The following is a 14,070-nucleotide window of genomic DNA, read 5'->3' as shown; positions in this document are numbered from 1 at the left end:
CGCGCGCAACGAAGGAGGAGCCTCGATGACGGACCTGTTGCTGCAATCGCTATATTCGGGCGTGCTCGTGGGCGGCGCTTACGCGCTCGTCGCGCTGGGGCTCGCGCTGGTGTTCGGGTCGATGCGCATCATCAATCTTGCCCACGGCGAGCTGGTGCTGCTTGCCGCCTATATCGCCTACACGTTCGAGACGAAGCTCGGCCTCAATCCCGTGTTCGCGATTCCGGTGGCGATTCCCGTGGTCTGCGCGGCCGCCGCCGCCGCGTGGTATCTGATTAGCCGCATCAAACGCGACCGCGAGCTGAACTCGCTGATCCTGACCTACGGCATCGGCATCGTGCTGACCAACGCCGTGCTGCTGGGCTGGGGCGCCGACGTGCACTCGACCGGCAGCGCATGGCTACAGGACAGCGTGATGCTCGGCAACCTGCTTTCCATGCGCAGCGAAGTGCTCTCGTTCGGTATCAGCGTCGTGCTGATGCTCGCACTCTGGTGGTGGCTCTCGCGTTCGTGGTATGGCCGCGCCGTGCGCGCGATCTCCAGCAACCGCGATGCGGCGCGCCTGATGGGTATCGACCCGCGCAAGACCGAACTGATCTCGTTCATCGTGGCGGGGCTGCTCGCTTCGTGCGCGGGCGTGTCGATCTACGCGTCGAGCGCGATCCAGCCTTCCGTCGGCGAAGCGCTGACCGTCAAGGCGTTCATGATCACCGTGCTCGCGGGCGTGGGCTCGATTCCGGGCGTGCTGGCGGGCGCGATGCTGCTCGGCATTACCGAAGCGCTCACCGTCACGCTCGCCAGTTCGGCGTTGCAGGAACTCGCGGGCATGCTGCTGTTTCTGCTCGTGCTCTACGTGCTGCCGAACGGCTTGTTCGGTGTGGCGAAACGAAGGGGATGAGATCGATGTCGACATTGAAATCCACAACGACCTGGTCCGGCCTGCGCCTGGCTGGGCTCGCCGTGGCGCTGGCCGTGCTGTATGCGTGCGTGCCGCTCGTGTTAGGGCAGAACCTGTATCTGATGAGCCTGGCGGTCGCCTCGCTCACGATCGCGGGCGTGGCGCTCGCGTGGGCGCTGCTCGGCAACCTCGGCGGCATGGTGAGCTTTGGACACGCGGCGTTTTTCGGCGTAGGTTCGTATATCTCCGCGCTGCTTACGCTCAAGGCCGGCTGGCCCGTGTTTCCCGCGATGCTCGCGGGCGGCGTGGGGGCGGCAATCGCCTCGCTCGCCATGGCGCCCGCACTGCGCCTGAAGGGGCCGTACTTCGCGCTCGCCATCCTCGCTTATGCGCAAATCTTCCGCATCATCGCGACCGAATGGTCCGATCTCACGGGCGGCGCGAGCGGCCTCTCCAGCATTCCGGGGCTGCCGAAGGTCGCGGGCTTCGACTTCAGCAGCAAGAGCGGCGGCTATCTCGTCGTGCTCACGCTCGTGCTCGTGTTCGCCGCGATCTATGCGCGGCTGCGCGCCAGCCATGTGGGACTCGCGCTGCGGGCGATGCACGAGTCGGAGGACGCCACGCGCGTGGTGGGCGTGAACAGCGTGATGCTCAAGCTCGCCATGCTGATGCTCTCGGCGCTGATGACGGGGCTCGTGGGCGCATTCAACGCGCACTACATCAACTTTCTCGAACCCGATTACGCGTTCAACGCGAGTTGGGCCGTCGTGCCGATCATTGCGGCGATCTGCGGCGGCTATCGCACCATACTCGGGCCGCTGGTGGGCGCGGTGACGGTCTATCTGGTGGATCAGCTCGTGCTCAAGAGCCTGCTGCCGACGGGGCACCAGATCGTGCTGGGCATCCTGCTCGTGGCGATGATCATCGCGAGCCCCGCGGGTCTGACCGCGCTGCGCTTCAAACGTACCCGGCGAGGTGTCTATGCAGCAAGCTGAACAGCCGGCGGAACTGCGCCTGCAGGACGTGTCGATCCGCTTCGGCGGCATCACGGCGGTCAACGGTGTATCGCTCTCGCTCGGCACGCGCGACGTGGTGGGGCTGGTCGGCCCGAACGGCGCGGGCAAGACGACGCTTTTCAACGCGATTTCAGGGCTCGTGCGGCCCACGAGCGGCACGATCCGTTTCGGCGACGTGGATCTGTTGAAAGCACCGCTCTACCGGCGCGCGCGCCTTGGCATCGGGCGCACGTTCCAGGTGCCGCAGCCCATGCACGAACTCACGGTGCGCGAGAACCTGATCGTCGCGCAACGCTTCGGCACGGGGCGAGTGGACGAGGCGCGCATCGACGAAATCCTCGCGTTCCTGGGACTCGAAGGCAAGGCGCAGCGCGACGCGGCCACGGAACTCGCGCTCACCGAACTCAAGGCGCTGGAGGTGGCGAAGGCGCTCGCGACGGGGCCGAAGCTGCTGTTGCTCGACGAAGTGCTGGGGGGCCTCGAGACGGCCACCAAGCGCCGCTTCATGCAAACGCTGCTGGCGGTGCACGAGCGATACAACGTAGGCATCCTGATCATCGAGCACGATATCGAGACCGTGATGAACCTGTGCAGGCGCGTGTGCGTGCTCAACTTCGGCAAGCTGATCGCCGATGGGCCGCCTGCCGAAGTGTTCCGCGATCCCGAAGTCGTGCGCAGCTATACGGGGGAGGCGGCCCATGCTTGAGGTCAGCAGCGCCCGCGCCGGCTATGGCGCGATCAACGTGTTATGGGACGTTTCGCTCAATATCCCGAGCGGCGAGGTCACGACCATCGTAGGTCCGAACGGCGCGGGCAAGACCACGCTGCTGCGCGCGATCATGGGGCTCGTGCCGCTGGAGCGCGGTCAGATCACCTTCGACGGCGCGCCGCTCGCGGGCGTGCCCACCTGGGACATGGCGCAGCGCGGCATTGCGATGGTGCCCGAAGGGCGCATGATCTTCCGCGACATGTCGATCGAGGAGAACCTGATGCTGGGCGCGTTTGCGAAGACGCGGCGCGCTGGGGCGAAAGCGCAGCTCGAGGAGGTCTACGCGCTGTTTCCGCTGCTCAAGGAGCGTCGCGCGCTGCCTGCTGGCACGCTGTCCGGTGGGCAGGCGCAGATGCTGGCGCTGGGGCGCGGGCTCATGTCGTCGCCGCAGCTCATGCTGATCGATGAGCCTTCGCTCGGGCTTGCGCCTGTGATGGTGCAGGAAGTGTTTGCGATTCTCGATCGGCTCAAGGGGGCGGGGCGCACTATCGTGCTGGTGGAGCAGAATACCAATATGGCGTTGCGGCTCGCTGATCAGGTTTATCTCATGCAGGGCGGGAAGGTTACCTTTGCTGCGCGCGCTAAGGATGTGAATGTGGATGAGCTTCACGATATGTATTTCGCGCGTTAGCTTTTTTGTTGTGGTTCCTGGCTGTTTTCGCGTTTCCTTGTTTTCGCGTCGGTATGCATGCGTTGCCCCTGTGCGGGGCGGCACCTACTTTCTTTGCGGCGGCAAAGAAAGTAGGCAAAGAAAGCCGCTCAAACCGCCAGCGCCTGCCACAGTTCACCTCGCGCCGCTAGTGGTTAATGGCTCCGGAGCGTCTGTCGCCTCGCACCTTCAAGGTTAGTGACAAGGCGCTCATACCTCCGGCGGCGCTGCGCCCGCCGTGGGGCATAACCCAAGGCAGTTGATGTGCGTGCATACTCGCGAATCCTGATTCGTCCCATTTGGTTTCCCTTGCAGACCCAACCGCAGCGCGCGTAGCGAGCAGCGGGATGAATGACTGCCTTGTCACTAACTTGGGTGGTGCGAGGCGACAGACGCTCCGGAGCCATTAACCATTGATGGCGCGAGGTGAACCGTGGCAGGCATTGGCGGTTTGAGCGGCTTTCTTTGCCTACTTTCTTTGCCGCCGCAAAGAAAGTAGGTGCCGCCCCGCACAGGGAAAACGTCGATCCGCACGCCCAGTACGCCAGAACCCTTATCCATCAAGACCTTAGCGTTGATTATAACGTGCTGGCGACGGTCAGAATTGCGCAACGAGGACTACGTGAGGACTAGCGCCGCGTGTTTTCCGCGCGACAGTCGGTGCGGCCGTTTGCCCTTGCTGGACAGGCGTCTCATGGATTTGCGTCGTCGCTCAGAAAGCGCCCGGAGGCAGCCCCAGTCGTTCTGGCCTAGCATCGGCATAGGCCGAGCGTCGCCACGACCGGGATTTCGCGCCCACGTGGCCTGTATTCGGCGTCGCTGTCAGCACGCTAGAATTGACCGGTTCGCTACCACGCACGCCCGGAATCGTCATGCACCTCTCGCATCGCGGCGTCTTCCAGACCTATGGCATCAATCTCGCCCCCTACGAGCGCGAGATCGGCGCAGCCATCGGGGTCGATCCGAAAGCTGGCACACCGGTCCTAGTCATCGCCGTACCGGCCGATCTGTTTCAGCCTGACGGCAGCGTGGTCGATAACGTGCGCAACCCGCGGTGGAACGGATGGGCAGACACGCCAGCCGGAGTCGCGTTCGATGCGACGCTCAAGGACGCGATGGAGCGCCAACTGCCGGTTCACGCGTATATACGTATCGAAGGGAGCCCAAACCAGTACTTCTATACGCGGCATCGCGACGCCCGCAGCCTGCTGGTCGGGCGCGTCACTCAATGGGATGGCGAACGCTACCGGATCGACTTTGCTCGCGCGTGAGCACGGTGGCGCTCGGCTTGCATCGTACGGCCGATCCCGGGAGCGCACCGTCATGCGCAGAATCGCATCAGCCTGGCCACGTTCCAGTTCGTCGCCGGTGAAGGTCGAGCGGAGTTGTCTCGTCGAGCCTTCGACAGACCTGCCCCCTCCATCGTTTGCGTCACTTTGATATCTCCGTCCACTGGCGCTCGGAACACCTTGCGGCCGTTCGGATCGACGACAAACTGATCAAAGTCTGGATCAGCATTACCTGCTGCAATGACTGCCCGTTTGTGGACGCACTGCGTGGTTGCTATTGAGCGCGAGGCAACCGGCTGAGAACGCCCCGAAGCTGTCGCTCGACGTCTGTCGCCAAAGGCCCGTTATCGACCCCGGAGCGGTCGCTCACCTAGTTTGGTTGAGATTTTCTACCTGCTCAACCGACAACGGTTGCGCCAGATAGCCCCAGAGCGGCCTTCCGGAATACCCATTGTCGTTTAAAAGATTCGTGATCTCTGCTTCGAAGAACGAGGTGGACAATGGACTCGGTTCGGGATACCCATGGCCTTTGGGATAGGCGAAGCCGAGGTATACGCGTGCTCCAACGCCGATAACCTCTACGCCGTAACCCTTTTTCACTTCATCGGGATAATGTCCGTTAACGTATGCCGATACCTTATCCTGAAGATTGACTCGCTCCCTGTATGAAACAATCTCTTTTGTTACCGTCACGGCCGCAAATACGATAAACGATCCGACCATAGCTATTATGGCCATAGCACCCAAGCCGATGGCGACCTTCTTCCACTTATCAAGAGCGACTTTCGCTAATAATGTAAACAAAATACTGGCGACAATAGAGGCCAATACGTTAAGCCAAAAATCAGAAATACCAGAAAGACTCATTTGCGTGCCAATTTTTAATTAACTTAAAATCCAATGACAATATGATTGTCCGCACTGAGCGGGCGCGGTCAATAAAAACGCATGAATACGCTCCGTCGTTTCTGTATATCGGCAGCACATGAATAATTCTTTAGCCAGACGAGCCTACCGGCAGAAAGATAGCGCATCTCGCTTTGACTACGATCAAGAGCAACGCCTACACTCTGATCGGCCAAAACGATTTGGGTGAATACCCCGAGCCGGCGCCATTCGGTCTCACACCTCATCCACTTGCGCCGATAGATGCTAATTCATGCAAGAGGCATATTTTGACCGCCGCCCTTCGTGTTGATGTAGTTGAACGCACTCCGCTCGGCTCGCAGCGATCGGCCGCTGACGTGTCTGAATGCCGATCAGTGTCATCGAGCGTCCAGCTATTGCAGAATTTACGCCGTTCAATAGCCAGCTAGATCTATGCATTTTCGATGAGTCGGGAGAGGACGAATGTCATTGCAGGAAACGAAGCAGCATTTAACCCAGTTGCTCGGCGATGCAGACAACAGAGTTATCGCGCTATCAGGCAAGTGGGGAACTGGCAAAAGCCATCTGTGGCGAGAGGTTAAGGAAGAATCCAAAGATCCCACGGTAAACACCGCGATCTACATATCGCTGTTCGGCTTGGGCGAAATGAATCAGCTCAAGCTCAAAGCGGTGCAAAGTGCAATTCCAAAGGTCGGAACGAACTCGGCTGCAATGGAAAGCGTTCGCACAGCCATCAGGGGCGCAAAGAAGGTCCTTGAATCAGTGCACAAAGGCTTTGCCGCGCTCGACGAAGTGGCCTTGCTGGTAGTCCCGGGCTTGTTGAGCGGAAAGGTGATCGTCCTTGACGACATCGAGCGCAAGCACGAGAAGCTTGGTATTGAGGAGGTTTTAGGGTTCATTGACGAGTTCACCCAACAATACGATGCGCGGTTTGTTCTGATCCTTAACGATGACCAACTTGCCAAGCGTGAGGTTTGGGACACGCTTCGAGAGAAGGTGATCGATCAGGAAATCCGGCTGCTTACGACACCCGAAGAAGCCTTCCGCATTGCAGTAAACCTGACGCCGTCTAGCTACTCGGACTGGATCAAGAAAGCGGTGGAAGCTTGCGACCTGAACAACATTCGCGTCATCCGCAAGGTGATCCGTGCAGTGAACCGCATCCTTGGCGGGCGGCAGCTTGAGGACGCAGTGCTCGCACGCGTCGTTCCGTCGATCGTCCTTTTGTCGGGAATCAATTTCAAGGGTATCGAGAACGGTCCGGACTTTCAGTTCGTCTTAGCGACGGGATCCGAATCTGATTGGAACGACCGTCAGGCGGATAAGAACAAGGAACCCGACGAGGACGACAAGCGTAAGGCGAAATGGCGACTGCTTCTGAAAGAGCTTGGCATCACTTCGTGCGATGAGTTCGAAGCGCTCGTTGTCGAATTTCTGGAGTCGGGTCAATTCGACGCTGGCGCGGTCTCGACAATCGTTGAGCGTTACGCGGCCGAAACCGACGCGATGCAAGCTCGGGAGAAGTCGCGCGAGTTTATGAAACGATTGGTTTGGGACTACCACCTCAGCGAGGCCGAGGTTGTCGAGCAAGCCAAAGAGCTAGTCCCGATTGCGAGACATATGGATCCCTACATCGCCACAGAACTGTGTTTGGCGCTGACCCCATTGCCAGGTGGGCAGGACGTTGGCGAGGCGATAGTTCGAGGCTGGCTCGATTGGTTCCGGACGCAACAGCATGAGGACATCAATGACGAAAACCCGTTCGACAGGCCGCTTCATCGGGAGATCAGTGCAGAGTTTGCGACCATCAAGGCGAAAGCTCAGTCGAAGACAACACTGTTTGACACCTGCAAGTACATCGTAAAGCACAACGGCTGGGGGACTCGCGAAGAGGTCGTGATGAAGACGGCCACTGCGGCCGAATTCGAGTCGACCATTCGAAGTCTGGACGTTGACGATCTACGTTTTTTAATGCGCCGTATGTTAGATATGCGGATTAAGAGACAGACATACGAAACTCACTTCGGCGCTGCCACGGACCGATTCGTAGAGGCGTGCCGAAACATCGTATCGGACAGCGCTTCTGCTCGGCTCGGGACGCTAATCAAGCGTCTGTTCAAAGACGCGAACCTTGCGTCGGAGGTCAATTTGCCTGCAACTCCAATTGCTGCTGATCCTGCAGGCCCGACCGCGCCACTTAGTCAGGGCGGGGCCTGAGGCCGGCCGACGCGTGCTTCATTCGCAGGACCTTCTTCGCGCGAGGGTACTGGGCGAGGCGTGCTTTCAATTCAGCTCATTTCGCCCGTCGCGACTGGCGTAGGTTTCGCTCGCAAAAAAACGACTATTCGGTGAGCATGGGTGTCGATAGCTGGTGAATGACCGCTCTGCACCGAGTTTCGGTCATACGACGCAAATCTTCGATCGTCTCTTCCTGGCCCAGACTGTGTCAAAACGCTTTTTTGAAGCGCTAAGATGCTTCATCCGACAGCGAGGGATGGAGCGAGATGAAGCGGTTCGTGCAAGGCGACAATCGTACACAAAGCTTTCTCCTTCCCGAAGCGCTCGATGACTACGTGACGGACACCAATCCTGTGCGCGTGGTGGACGTCTTTGTGGATGAACTCGATCTCCGGCAGCTGGGGTTTGAAGGTGTCGAGCCAGCGCTGACCGGGCGGCCTTCGTATCATCCCGAGGTGATGCTCAAGATCTACATCTACGGTTACCTGAACCGTATTCAATCCAGCCGTCGTCTTGAACGTGAGTGCCAGCGCAATGTTGAACTGATGTGGCTCACGGGGCGCCTTGCGCCGGACTTCAAGACCATCGCCCGGTTCCGTAAAGACAACGGCAAGGCGATCCGCAGCGTCTGTCGCCAGTTCGTGATGCTGTGCCAGCGTCTGGACCTCTTCGCAGAAGCGATTGTTGCGATCGACGGCAGCAAGTTCAAGGCGGTGAACCACCGCGACCGCAACTTCACGAGCGCCAAGCTCGAGCGACGGATGCGCGACATTGAGTCAAGTATCGCTCGCTATCTCGAGGCGATGGACACAGCGGATCGTCAGGAGCCTGCGATCGCGAAGGCCAGGACAGAGCGACTGCAGGAGAAGATCGCGGCCTTGAAAGAGCAGATGCGCAGTCTGAAGGAGATCGAGGTTCAACTCAACGCGGCGCCCGACGGACAGATATCGCTCACAGATCCGGATGCCCGTTCGATGAAGACGCGCGGAACTGGCATCGTCGGCTACAACGTCCAGACGGCGGTTGACACAAAGCACCATCTGATCGTCGCGCACGCAGTGACTAATGACGGCATCGACCGTGATCAGTTAACGTCGATGGCGAAGCTTGCCCGCACAGAGATGGGTGTTGACAAGCTCACCGCAGTAGCGGATCGCGGCTACTACAAGAGCGAAGAGATACTCGCATGTCATGAGGCTGGGATAACCGTGTTCGTTCCAAAGACGGTGACATCGAGCGCTACGGCTCATGGCCGCTTCGGCAAGGAAGACTTCATTTACGACGCAAAGACGAACGAATATCGATGTCCGGCAGGCGAGCGGCTCACCTGGCGATTCTCGACCGTTGAGCGAGGCCTGAAACTCAGTAAGTATTGGAGTTCTAATTGCCAGCAATGTTCGCTAAAAAAGGACTGCACACCGGGTCCTCAACGCCGCGTGGCACGCTGGGAACACGAAGCTGTTCTGGACGAGATGCAGGCGCGACTTGACCAAGCCCCTGAGATGATGCGAATCCGACGGCAGACTGTCGAGCATACATTTGGCACGATCAAGGCGTGGATGGGTGCAACCCATTTCCTGACAAAAACCATCGAGCGGGTGAGCACGGAGATGAGCTTGCATGTGCTCGCGTACAACATGAAGCGGGTGATCAAGCTGATCGGCTCGGAAATGGCTATGAAGGCGATGCGAGCATGATGCCCGCACGGGGTTGTTGAGCCTTTGCAATATGCGTGGCCATGGTTTGAAGCTGGTGTTCCCGCAATTCACATGCCGCGGCCAATACCGAGACAGATCTTGTCAATCTCCTCTGGCCAGGCGTTTTGACACAGTCTGGGCCGACTGCCGCCCGACGTGGTCGGCCGAGATCGCGCCATAGCGGAAGTTGGCTTGGGTGAACTGGCCCACCCGAAAGTAGTCGTTCAACGAATGAGGTAAGCGGCAGGAGCCTCTATTCGGGACGGGTCCAAGCGCGTCGGGCCACCAACACCACGTACAAGCCGGCCCCGTGTGCAGAAAGGGCTTTGCCTGTCAAACGCAATGGAACTCAAGTCGTTGTCGGGCGATTCCCAGCCTGGTGGCTAGTTCGCTGTTCCAAACCGCGTGAAACGTAGCCACTGAGCCCCCATGCGGGGATGCCAAGCAACTTCCAGGCCTTGCCGCTGTTCGCCAGGCAGCGCGTACATCACATTCACCGCCAGGTCGCCTACGTTATAGAACCACATGGCGAAGGCGACTTTGCCATTCACCTGCGCCGTGTCGATGTCGCTTCCGCCGGCCATTTCAATTGGCATCGCCAGCTGACCGAAGGCGAGATAGAGGTAGGGATGTGGTTGTCCGCTCGTGATGGCCTCGGCGAGCGGCGCGGTGTCGATGGGGATTCCGCCTTCGACCACCAGACAACCGAACAGCTTCGTGAAGTACAGATGCACACTGCGCATCGCACGGCGCGTGTCGTAGGGAAACAACCAGTTGGCGCGAAATGACCCTCTCGCCAGCAGCCTCGGCATCGCCGCGCGCAGTTCCCATGAGCAGTGCTCCCAGGCGTAGTCGTATGGCTGGGTGCGCGCGCTGTTGCAGGTGAGGCAGATGCGGTGCGCGAATTTCAGCGTGTCCGACTTGAGACTGCCGACGCGGAGGTTCCGGCGTGTGGGCATGCCGGGGCGGTCGCTGGCGCTGAAAAAAAGGGGTTCACGCTGAGAAGGCTTACCGAACAACGCCTTCAGGTCAGAGGCCTTAGCCAGGTGTTCGCGCGTCGCGGCTTCCTCTGAACCACAAATCCAGCACTTCATTTGGAGCCCTCGCTCAGCGACATGGGACGAACCGCCCATTCTGGTCATACATCCCGAAAGCGAAGCGAACGTGCCAAGCATTTTTCAGATCCTCAGGCACCAGCCCGATCTCCATGGGCATGCCGGCGAACGGCTTCATGTGTTTGCTGCTCATATGAGCGGCGAGCATCTCGAACGTGTCCAGCAGGTGCTTTGCGACCTGCGACATGAAAGAGGAAATGCGGGTGCGCTCGAGCGAGCTGCCTCGGAAATTCACCTCGATGGTCGGGACGGCAATCCTTCCGTCGGGCTCAGGCACGAAATCTCGTACTACTACGCCGGGCAAGTGGTGCTCAAGGCAGTCGCGCGTGTTGCGCACCAGCTTCAGCACAGGAACCGCGATGTTCAGCACTTCGCAGAACGGGTCGCTGTCGCCGTAGCGGCCCTTGGCCATCGCCTGCAAGGCGTCCCAATTTTTTCCTTTCTGCTCGAGATAGAACAGTCGCACGATCTCCATGAGCTTTGCCGCGAAGTGGTCGGCCTTCTGAGCGAAAGCCTTGCACTGCGTTTGAACGTTGCCGGCAGAGGGCACCGTCTGGCTCCTGTCTTTCGACGGGCTCGCTTCCAGCTTGTCGATTGCCGCCTGCTCCGATGAAGCAAAGTTCTTGCAAACCTCGTGCAACGCCGCCAGCTCTGCCAGTGCCTCGAGCGTCAGCTCCAACGCCTTGTCTGGGTCGATGCAAAGGAACTCCTTGCGGAACAAGACCCTCGCTTGCATCAATGTTCGCCGTAGTAACTCCGAGTCCGTGCCCAGCTCGAAGAGCTTCTGCTGGAACACAGGCGGCAGGGCTAAGTTTTTTCGCTCAGGGTCAACCTGGTCGGCCATCTGGACGCGGTAGGTGCACTTCTCTGTGATGAGGTAGAGGTACTTTCCGAGCGACAGCATTTCCTTGATGGGCGTGTCGTCGTCGGGGTTGTTCAGCATGAACGAACCGCCGGAATCTCTGCTATGACGGGGTGCTGCCATGGGCCCTCTCAAATGACGACAGACGCGTTTCAGTTTACCCGAAAGCTGCCATCGATGACCGGCGGCAGCTGGCCGGCTACAGCGTAATGTGCTCGACGGTTGTCGCCCCTAAACACCCTTTCAGACTGGCGCAATATCAGCGACTCCTCAGTTCTCCACTGTATAGCCACGTTTGCGGACATGTGATCAGCCTCTCCGGAAACTCCTTACCTCACTCGGCACAAGTGCCTACGTCGTCTAGAAGCCGCTATTTAAACGGGTATTGGCGACGCCCTGACGCATACAATACCCTTACATCTCCATCTATAGTTGATATGTCAACTTTGCAATGACGCAAATCAACTTTCGTGGAGAAGAACATGTTTCGCAACGTCATTCAGGCCGCGCTGGTCGCCGCCAGCCTTACGATTGCCGCGGCATCGGCGCATGCTGCTGGCGTCATCGCGACCATGCCGAATACCAGCGGCGGTCGTATCGAACTTAGCGACATTCCATGTCCCGCTGGTTCCGGAACCGGCAGTATTGCTCACAGCTACGGAAGTGGCGCTGACGATCTGTATGGGTGTTACACGCACGATGAAAACACCGGCACAGTTACCGTTAATTGGCAATTGATAGATGGCATCCATGTGCGCACTTATGCCGTAACCGATTTCTACAAAACCCCTTATTCCGAACAACGTTTGAGCGCTGCAAAGCGTGCAACGACCTACTAGTACCCCTACGTGTCATCGGTGATGGGCTATCTCGACGCGACTAAGAGCCTCGTCACTCGCTGCGCCTTCTGCCACCTCGTACGCTAGCAATCATGAAAACTCGGATGCAATTCTGCCCGGTCTGCCGGGCACAGACGCCGCACCGCTATCAGGGCGTCTCCATCATCGCCTTTGTATTCTTCTTTCTGTTTGGAGTCTTCCCGGCTTTTATTTACCTATGGATCGCCTTTCGCCGCGCGGATCGTACCGCCACATGCACGGTCGATCATCACGCGCTGGAACTGGCGCGCGAGCGCGAGAGCACGGCCGCTATGATGGAAACCATGCTGCGCGTGAAAGGCGAAGGCGCCGAAGTTCCGGCGCAAAGGCAGCGTGGCTCAGGCTTCATGACCCGATACTAGAGGCAGAGATCGACCCACTTCGAAGAGTGTCTAGACCCTCGAAAAGACTTAGGCGCGACTGTCATCGTGTAAGCAAGGCGCGACTATGCCGCCGTCGCCCCGATGCTTAGCGTTCAATTTACACTTCAGGATCGTGGACCATTGAGCTATACACGGTGCATCGGGACAACGGTCACTGGCTCACAATAGACAACTGTCTTTTCAGCGAAGCGGCTACGCCAATCTTCGATTGTCGCCGGCAGGGTGTCCCGATAGGCTGGAACGTTCGTGAAATATCGCACTGTCTCGTCGTCGATATATGCGACCCACATCTGCCCATACCGGTTGAGCATCACAATGCTTTCCATGATCGTGTAGAGACCAGCAACGCCTCCCCAAACTACTCTCGCACCTAGCTCGCCGTCCAGATTGTCTCTTTCGCCAATGTCGCCGGTACAGCGTCGCAATTTGTCGATGTGTTCGCCGACTATAGTGTATAGGCGCGCGACCTCAACTTCATTCATGTGGCCCGCGTCAAACCAAGGCTCGTGTTCTTTGGAGAAGCGTCCACCGAAATGAGCTCTGGCACCATGATAAAACGTGCAAGGCAAGGTCTCTTCGATATCGATAGTGCGCTGCCCGTTATCAATGCTTCGCCGAAATACCAACTCGCCTTCCGGCTGACCATCGCCGTTTGAAACGCGACAATAGGCAAGATCCTGAGAGACGACACGCGCAAACGCGGTGAGATTGCCTAGGTGCGCTCCATGATGAACGGTAAGATCAAAGAGGAAACCGTTCGGGCCGACTTCTCGGATGAATAGTTCGCCACCCATAGTATCGGCAACGCGGAATGTCCACTTTCCCCACCACAAATTTGCTTCGCGGCCGGTCGGAAGGCTCCCCGCCGGCCCGCTTTCGAGCGCCGCGCGTAATCCTGCCTCAAGACGACCCTGCAGTAAGGCACGTGCCTCTGCCCGGTTTGTGCCGGCCGTCGCCTCATACACGACCGTGCGTCGAGCTCGTAGATCAAACGGCAATAACTCAGGGCCGCCAAATGCGCTGTTCTGCACCAACAGCACATTTCCCCATCCGAGTTCTGCAACGGCGTATCCAGTTTCAACGAGAACGTTTGGATTTGGTGCGAGACGAGTTTCATTGCCGGATACTATGCTGACGTCGGCTACGAAGACATCGGCCATTGCGATTTTCGCCAATATACTGTGCGCGATATCTGGAGCTCCGGCGAGATTGGCTGTATCTCGGTCCAGCACTGGTTCCACCGTAGCATCCTGCTCTCGGCCGATTGCACGCAAAGCTCGCCGGAGACTGTCTTCGATGAGGTTGCGATTTCCTGCAGCGGGAAGATCAGATTGCCAAGAATAAAAGATGGTTCTTCTCATGGAGTACCCAAATTATTGAAAACCCAA

At 58.7% G+C, this 14,070-nt stretch carries 13 protein-coding genes; 9 read left to right on the top strand and 4 right to left on the bottom strand.

Annotated features, from left to right (window positions below):
• Positions 1 to 25 precede the first annotated feature (25 nt).
• The 5 genes from M3A49_RS26765 (at position 26) to M3A49_RS26745 (ending at position 4,603) form a co-directional block, all read left to right on the top strand.
• Positions 26 to 898, top strand: a complete 873-nt coding sequence (locus tag M3A49_RS26765) for a branched-chain amino acid ABC transporter permease (protein WP_266231722.1) — start codon at positions 26 to 28, stop codon at positions 896 to 898.
• A gap of 5 nt (positions 899 to 903) precedes the next feature.
• Complete coding sequence (locus M3A49_RS26760) at positions 904 to 1,893, top strand: branched-chain amino acid ABC transporter permease (protein ID WP_266231721.1); 990 nt, start codon at positions 904 to 906, stop codon at positions 1,891 to 1,893.
• Complete coding sequence (locus tag M3A49_RS26755) at positions 1,880 to 2,620, top strand: ABC transporter ATP-binding protein (protein ID WP_266231720.1); 741 nt, start codon at positions 1,880 to 1,882, stop codon at positions 2,618 to 2,620. Before M3A49_RS26760 ends, M3A49_RS26755 begins: the two co-directional genes overlap by 14 nt.
• Positions 2,613 to 3,314: an ABC transporter ATP-binding protein gene (locus M3A49_RS26750; RefSeq protein ID WP_266231719.1), complete on the top strand. Its 702-nt coding sequence runs from the start codon at positions 2,613 to 2,615 to the stop codon at positions 3,312 to 3,314. Before M3A49_RS26755 ends, M3A49_RS26750 begins: the two co-directional genes overlap by 8 nt.
• 890 nt (positions 3,315 to 4,204) lie before the next feature.
• Positions 4,205 to 4,603: a hypothetical protein gene (locus M3A49_RS26745; protein WP_266231718.1), complete on the top strand. Its 399-nt coding sequence runs from the start codon at positions 4,205 to 4,207 to the stop codon at positions 4,601 to 4,603.
• A gap of 384 nt (positions 4,604 to 4,987) precedes the next feature.
• Here the strand turns inward: M3A49_RS26745 and M3A49_RS26740 are convergent, their stop codons facing one another.
• A complete protein-coding gene (locus tag M3A49_RS26740; RefSeq protein ID WP_266231717.1) occupies positions 4,988 to 5,488 on the bottom strand; it encodes a hypothetical protein in 501 nt (166 codons plus the stop codon).
• Positions 5,489 to 5,971: 483 nt separating this feature from the next.
• Here M3A49_RS26740 and M3A49_RS26735 point away from each other — a divergent pair, with 483 nt between their 5' ends.
• A complete protein-coding gene (locus M3A49_RS26735; RefSeq protein ID WP_266231716.1) occupies positions 5,972 to 7,726 on the top strand; it encodes a P-loop NTPase fold protein in 1,755 nt (584 codons plus the stop codon).
• Positions 7,727 to 8,013: 287 nt separating this feature from the next.
• Positions 8,014 to 9,444, top strand: coding sequence for an IS1182 family transposase (locus M3A49_RS26730; RefSeq protein WP_266231715.1), 1,431 nt, complete (start codon positions 8,014 to 8,016; stop codon positions 9,442 to 9,444).
• A 383-nt stretch (positions 9,445 to 9,827) separates the two neighbouring features.
• Here M3A49_RS26730 and M3A49_RS26725 read toward each other — a convergent pair whose 3' ends face one another.
• Together M3A49_RS26725 and M3A49_RS26720 are read right to left on the bottom strand one after the other, a co-directional pair.
• Positions 9,828 to 10,538 carry a hypothetical protein gene (locus tag M3A49_RS26725; protein ID WP_266231714.1) on the bottom strand — a complete coding sequence of 237 codons (711 nt, stop codon included), beginning with the start codon at positions 10,536 to 10,538 and terminating at the stop codon, positions 9,828 to 9,830.
• A 13-nt stretch (positions 10,539 to 10,551) separates the two neighbouring features.
• On the bottom strand, positions 10,552 to 11,544 hold the full coding sequence (locus M3A49_RS26720; protein ID WP_266231713.1) for a hypothetical protein: 993 nt from the start codon (positions 11,542 to 11,544) through the stop codon (positions 10,552 to 10,554).
• 359 nt (positions 11,545 to 11,903) lie between these two features.
• Between M3A49_RS26720 and M3A49_RS26715 the strand changes: the two genes are divergently transcribed.
• Both M3A49_RS26715 and M3A49_RS26710 read left to right on the top strand, forming a co-directional pair.
• Complete coding sequence (locus M3A49_RS26715; RefSeq protein ID WP_266231712.1) at positions 11,904 to 12,260, top strand: hypothetical protein; 357 nt, start codon at positions 11,904 to 11,906, stop codon at positions 12,258 to 12,260.
• A 92-nt stretch (positions 12,261 to 12,352) separates the two neighbouring features.
• Entirely contained in the window at positions 12,353 to 12,661 is a 309-nt protein-coding gene (locus tag M3A49_RS26710) for a hypothetical protein (protein ID WP_266231711.1), read from the top strand.
• 146 nt (positions 12,662 to 12,807) lie between these two features.
• On the opposite strand, the gene M3A49_RS26705 is transcribed toward M3A49_RS26710, so the two are convergent.
• Entirely contained in the window at positions 12,808 to 14,043 is a 1,236-nt protein-coding gene (locus M3A49_RS26705; protein ID WP_266231710.1) for a hypothetical protein, read from the bottom strand.
• Positions 14,044 to 14,070: the final 27 nt, after the last annotated feature.

This window comes from Paraburkholderia sp. CNPSo 3076 (assembly GCF_026343935.1).
In the GTDB taxonomy this organism is placed as follows: domain Bacteria; phylum Pseudomonadota; class Gammaproteobacteria; order Burkholderiales; family Burkholderiaceae; genus Paraburkholderia; species Paraburkholderia nodosa.
Note: the sequence above shows the minus strand (reverse complement) of the source record. Positions and strands in the feature narration are given on the sequence as shown.

Bases quoted from the DNA above. Each gene is read 5' to 3' on its own strand.
- M3A49_RS26730 (WP_266231715.1), top strand. From the start codon at position 8,014: ATGAAGCGGTTCGTGCAAGGCGACAATCGTACACAAAGCTTTCTCCTT.
- M3A49_RS26740 (WP_266231717.1), bottom strand. From the start codon at position 5,488: ATGAGTCTTTCTGGTATTTCTGATTTTTGGCTTAACGTATTGGCCTCT.
- M3A49_RS26755 (WP_266231720.1), top strand. From the start codon at position 1,880: ATGCAGCAAGCTGAACAGCCGGCGGAACTGCGCCTGCAGGACGTGTCG.
- M3A49_RS26710 (WP_266231711.1), top strand. From the start codon at position 12,353: ATGAAAACTCGGATGCAATTCTGCCCGGTCTGCCGGGCACAGACGCCG.
- M3A49_RS26705 (WP_266231710.1), bottom strand. From the start codon at position 14,043: ATGAGAAGAACCATCTTTTATTCTTGGCAATCTGATCTTCCCGCTGCA.
- M3A49_RS26725 (WP_266231714.1), bottom strand. From the start codon at position 10,538: ATGAAGTGCTGGATTTGTGGTTCAGAGGAAGCCGCGACGCGCGAACAC.
- M3A49_RS26765 (WP_266231722.1), top strand. From the start codon at position 26: ATGACGGACCTGTTGCTGCAATCGCTATATTCGGGCGTGCTCGTGGGC.
- M3A49_RS26715 (WP_266231712.1), top strand. From the start codon at position 11,904: ATGTTTCGCAACGTCATTCAGGCCGCGCTGGTCGCCGCCAGCCTTACG.
- M3A49_RS26735 (WP_266231716.1), top strand. From the start codon at position 5,972: ATGTCATTGCAGGAAACGAAGCAGCATTTAACCCAGTTGCTCGGCGAT.
- M3A49_RS26760 (WP_266231721.1), top strand. From the start codon at position 904: ATGTCGACATTGAAATCCACAACGACCTGGTCCGGCCTGCGCCTGGCT.
- M3A49_RS26745 (WP_266231718.1), top strand. From the start codon at position 4,205: ATGCACCTCTCGCATCGCGGCGTCTTCCAGACCTATGGCATCAATCTC.
- M3A49_RS26720 (WP_266231713.1), bottom strand. From the start codon at position 11,544: ATGGCAGCACCCCGTCATAGCAGAGATTCCGGCGGTTCGTTCATGCTG.
- M3A49_RS26750 (WP_266231719.1), top strand. From the start codon at position 2,613: ATGCTTGAGGTCAGCAGCGCCCGCGCCGGCTATGGCGCGATCAACGTG.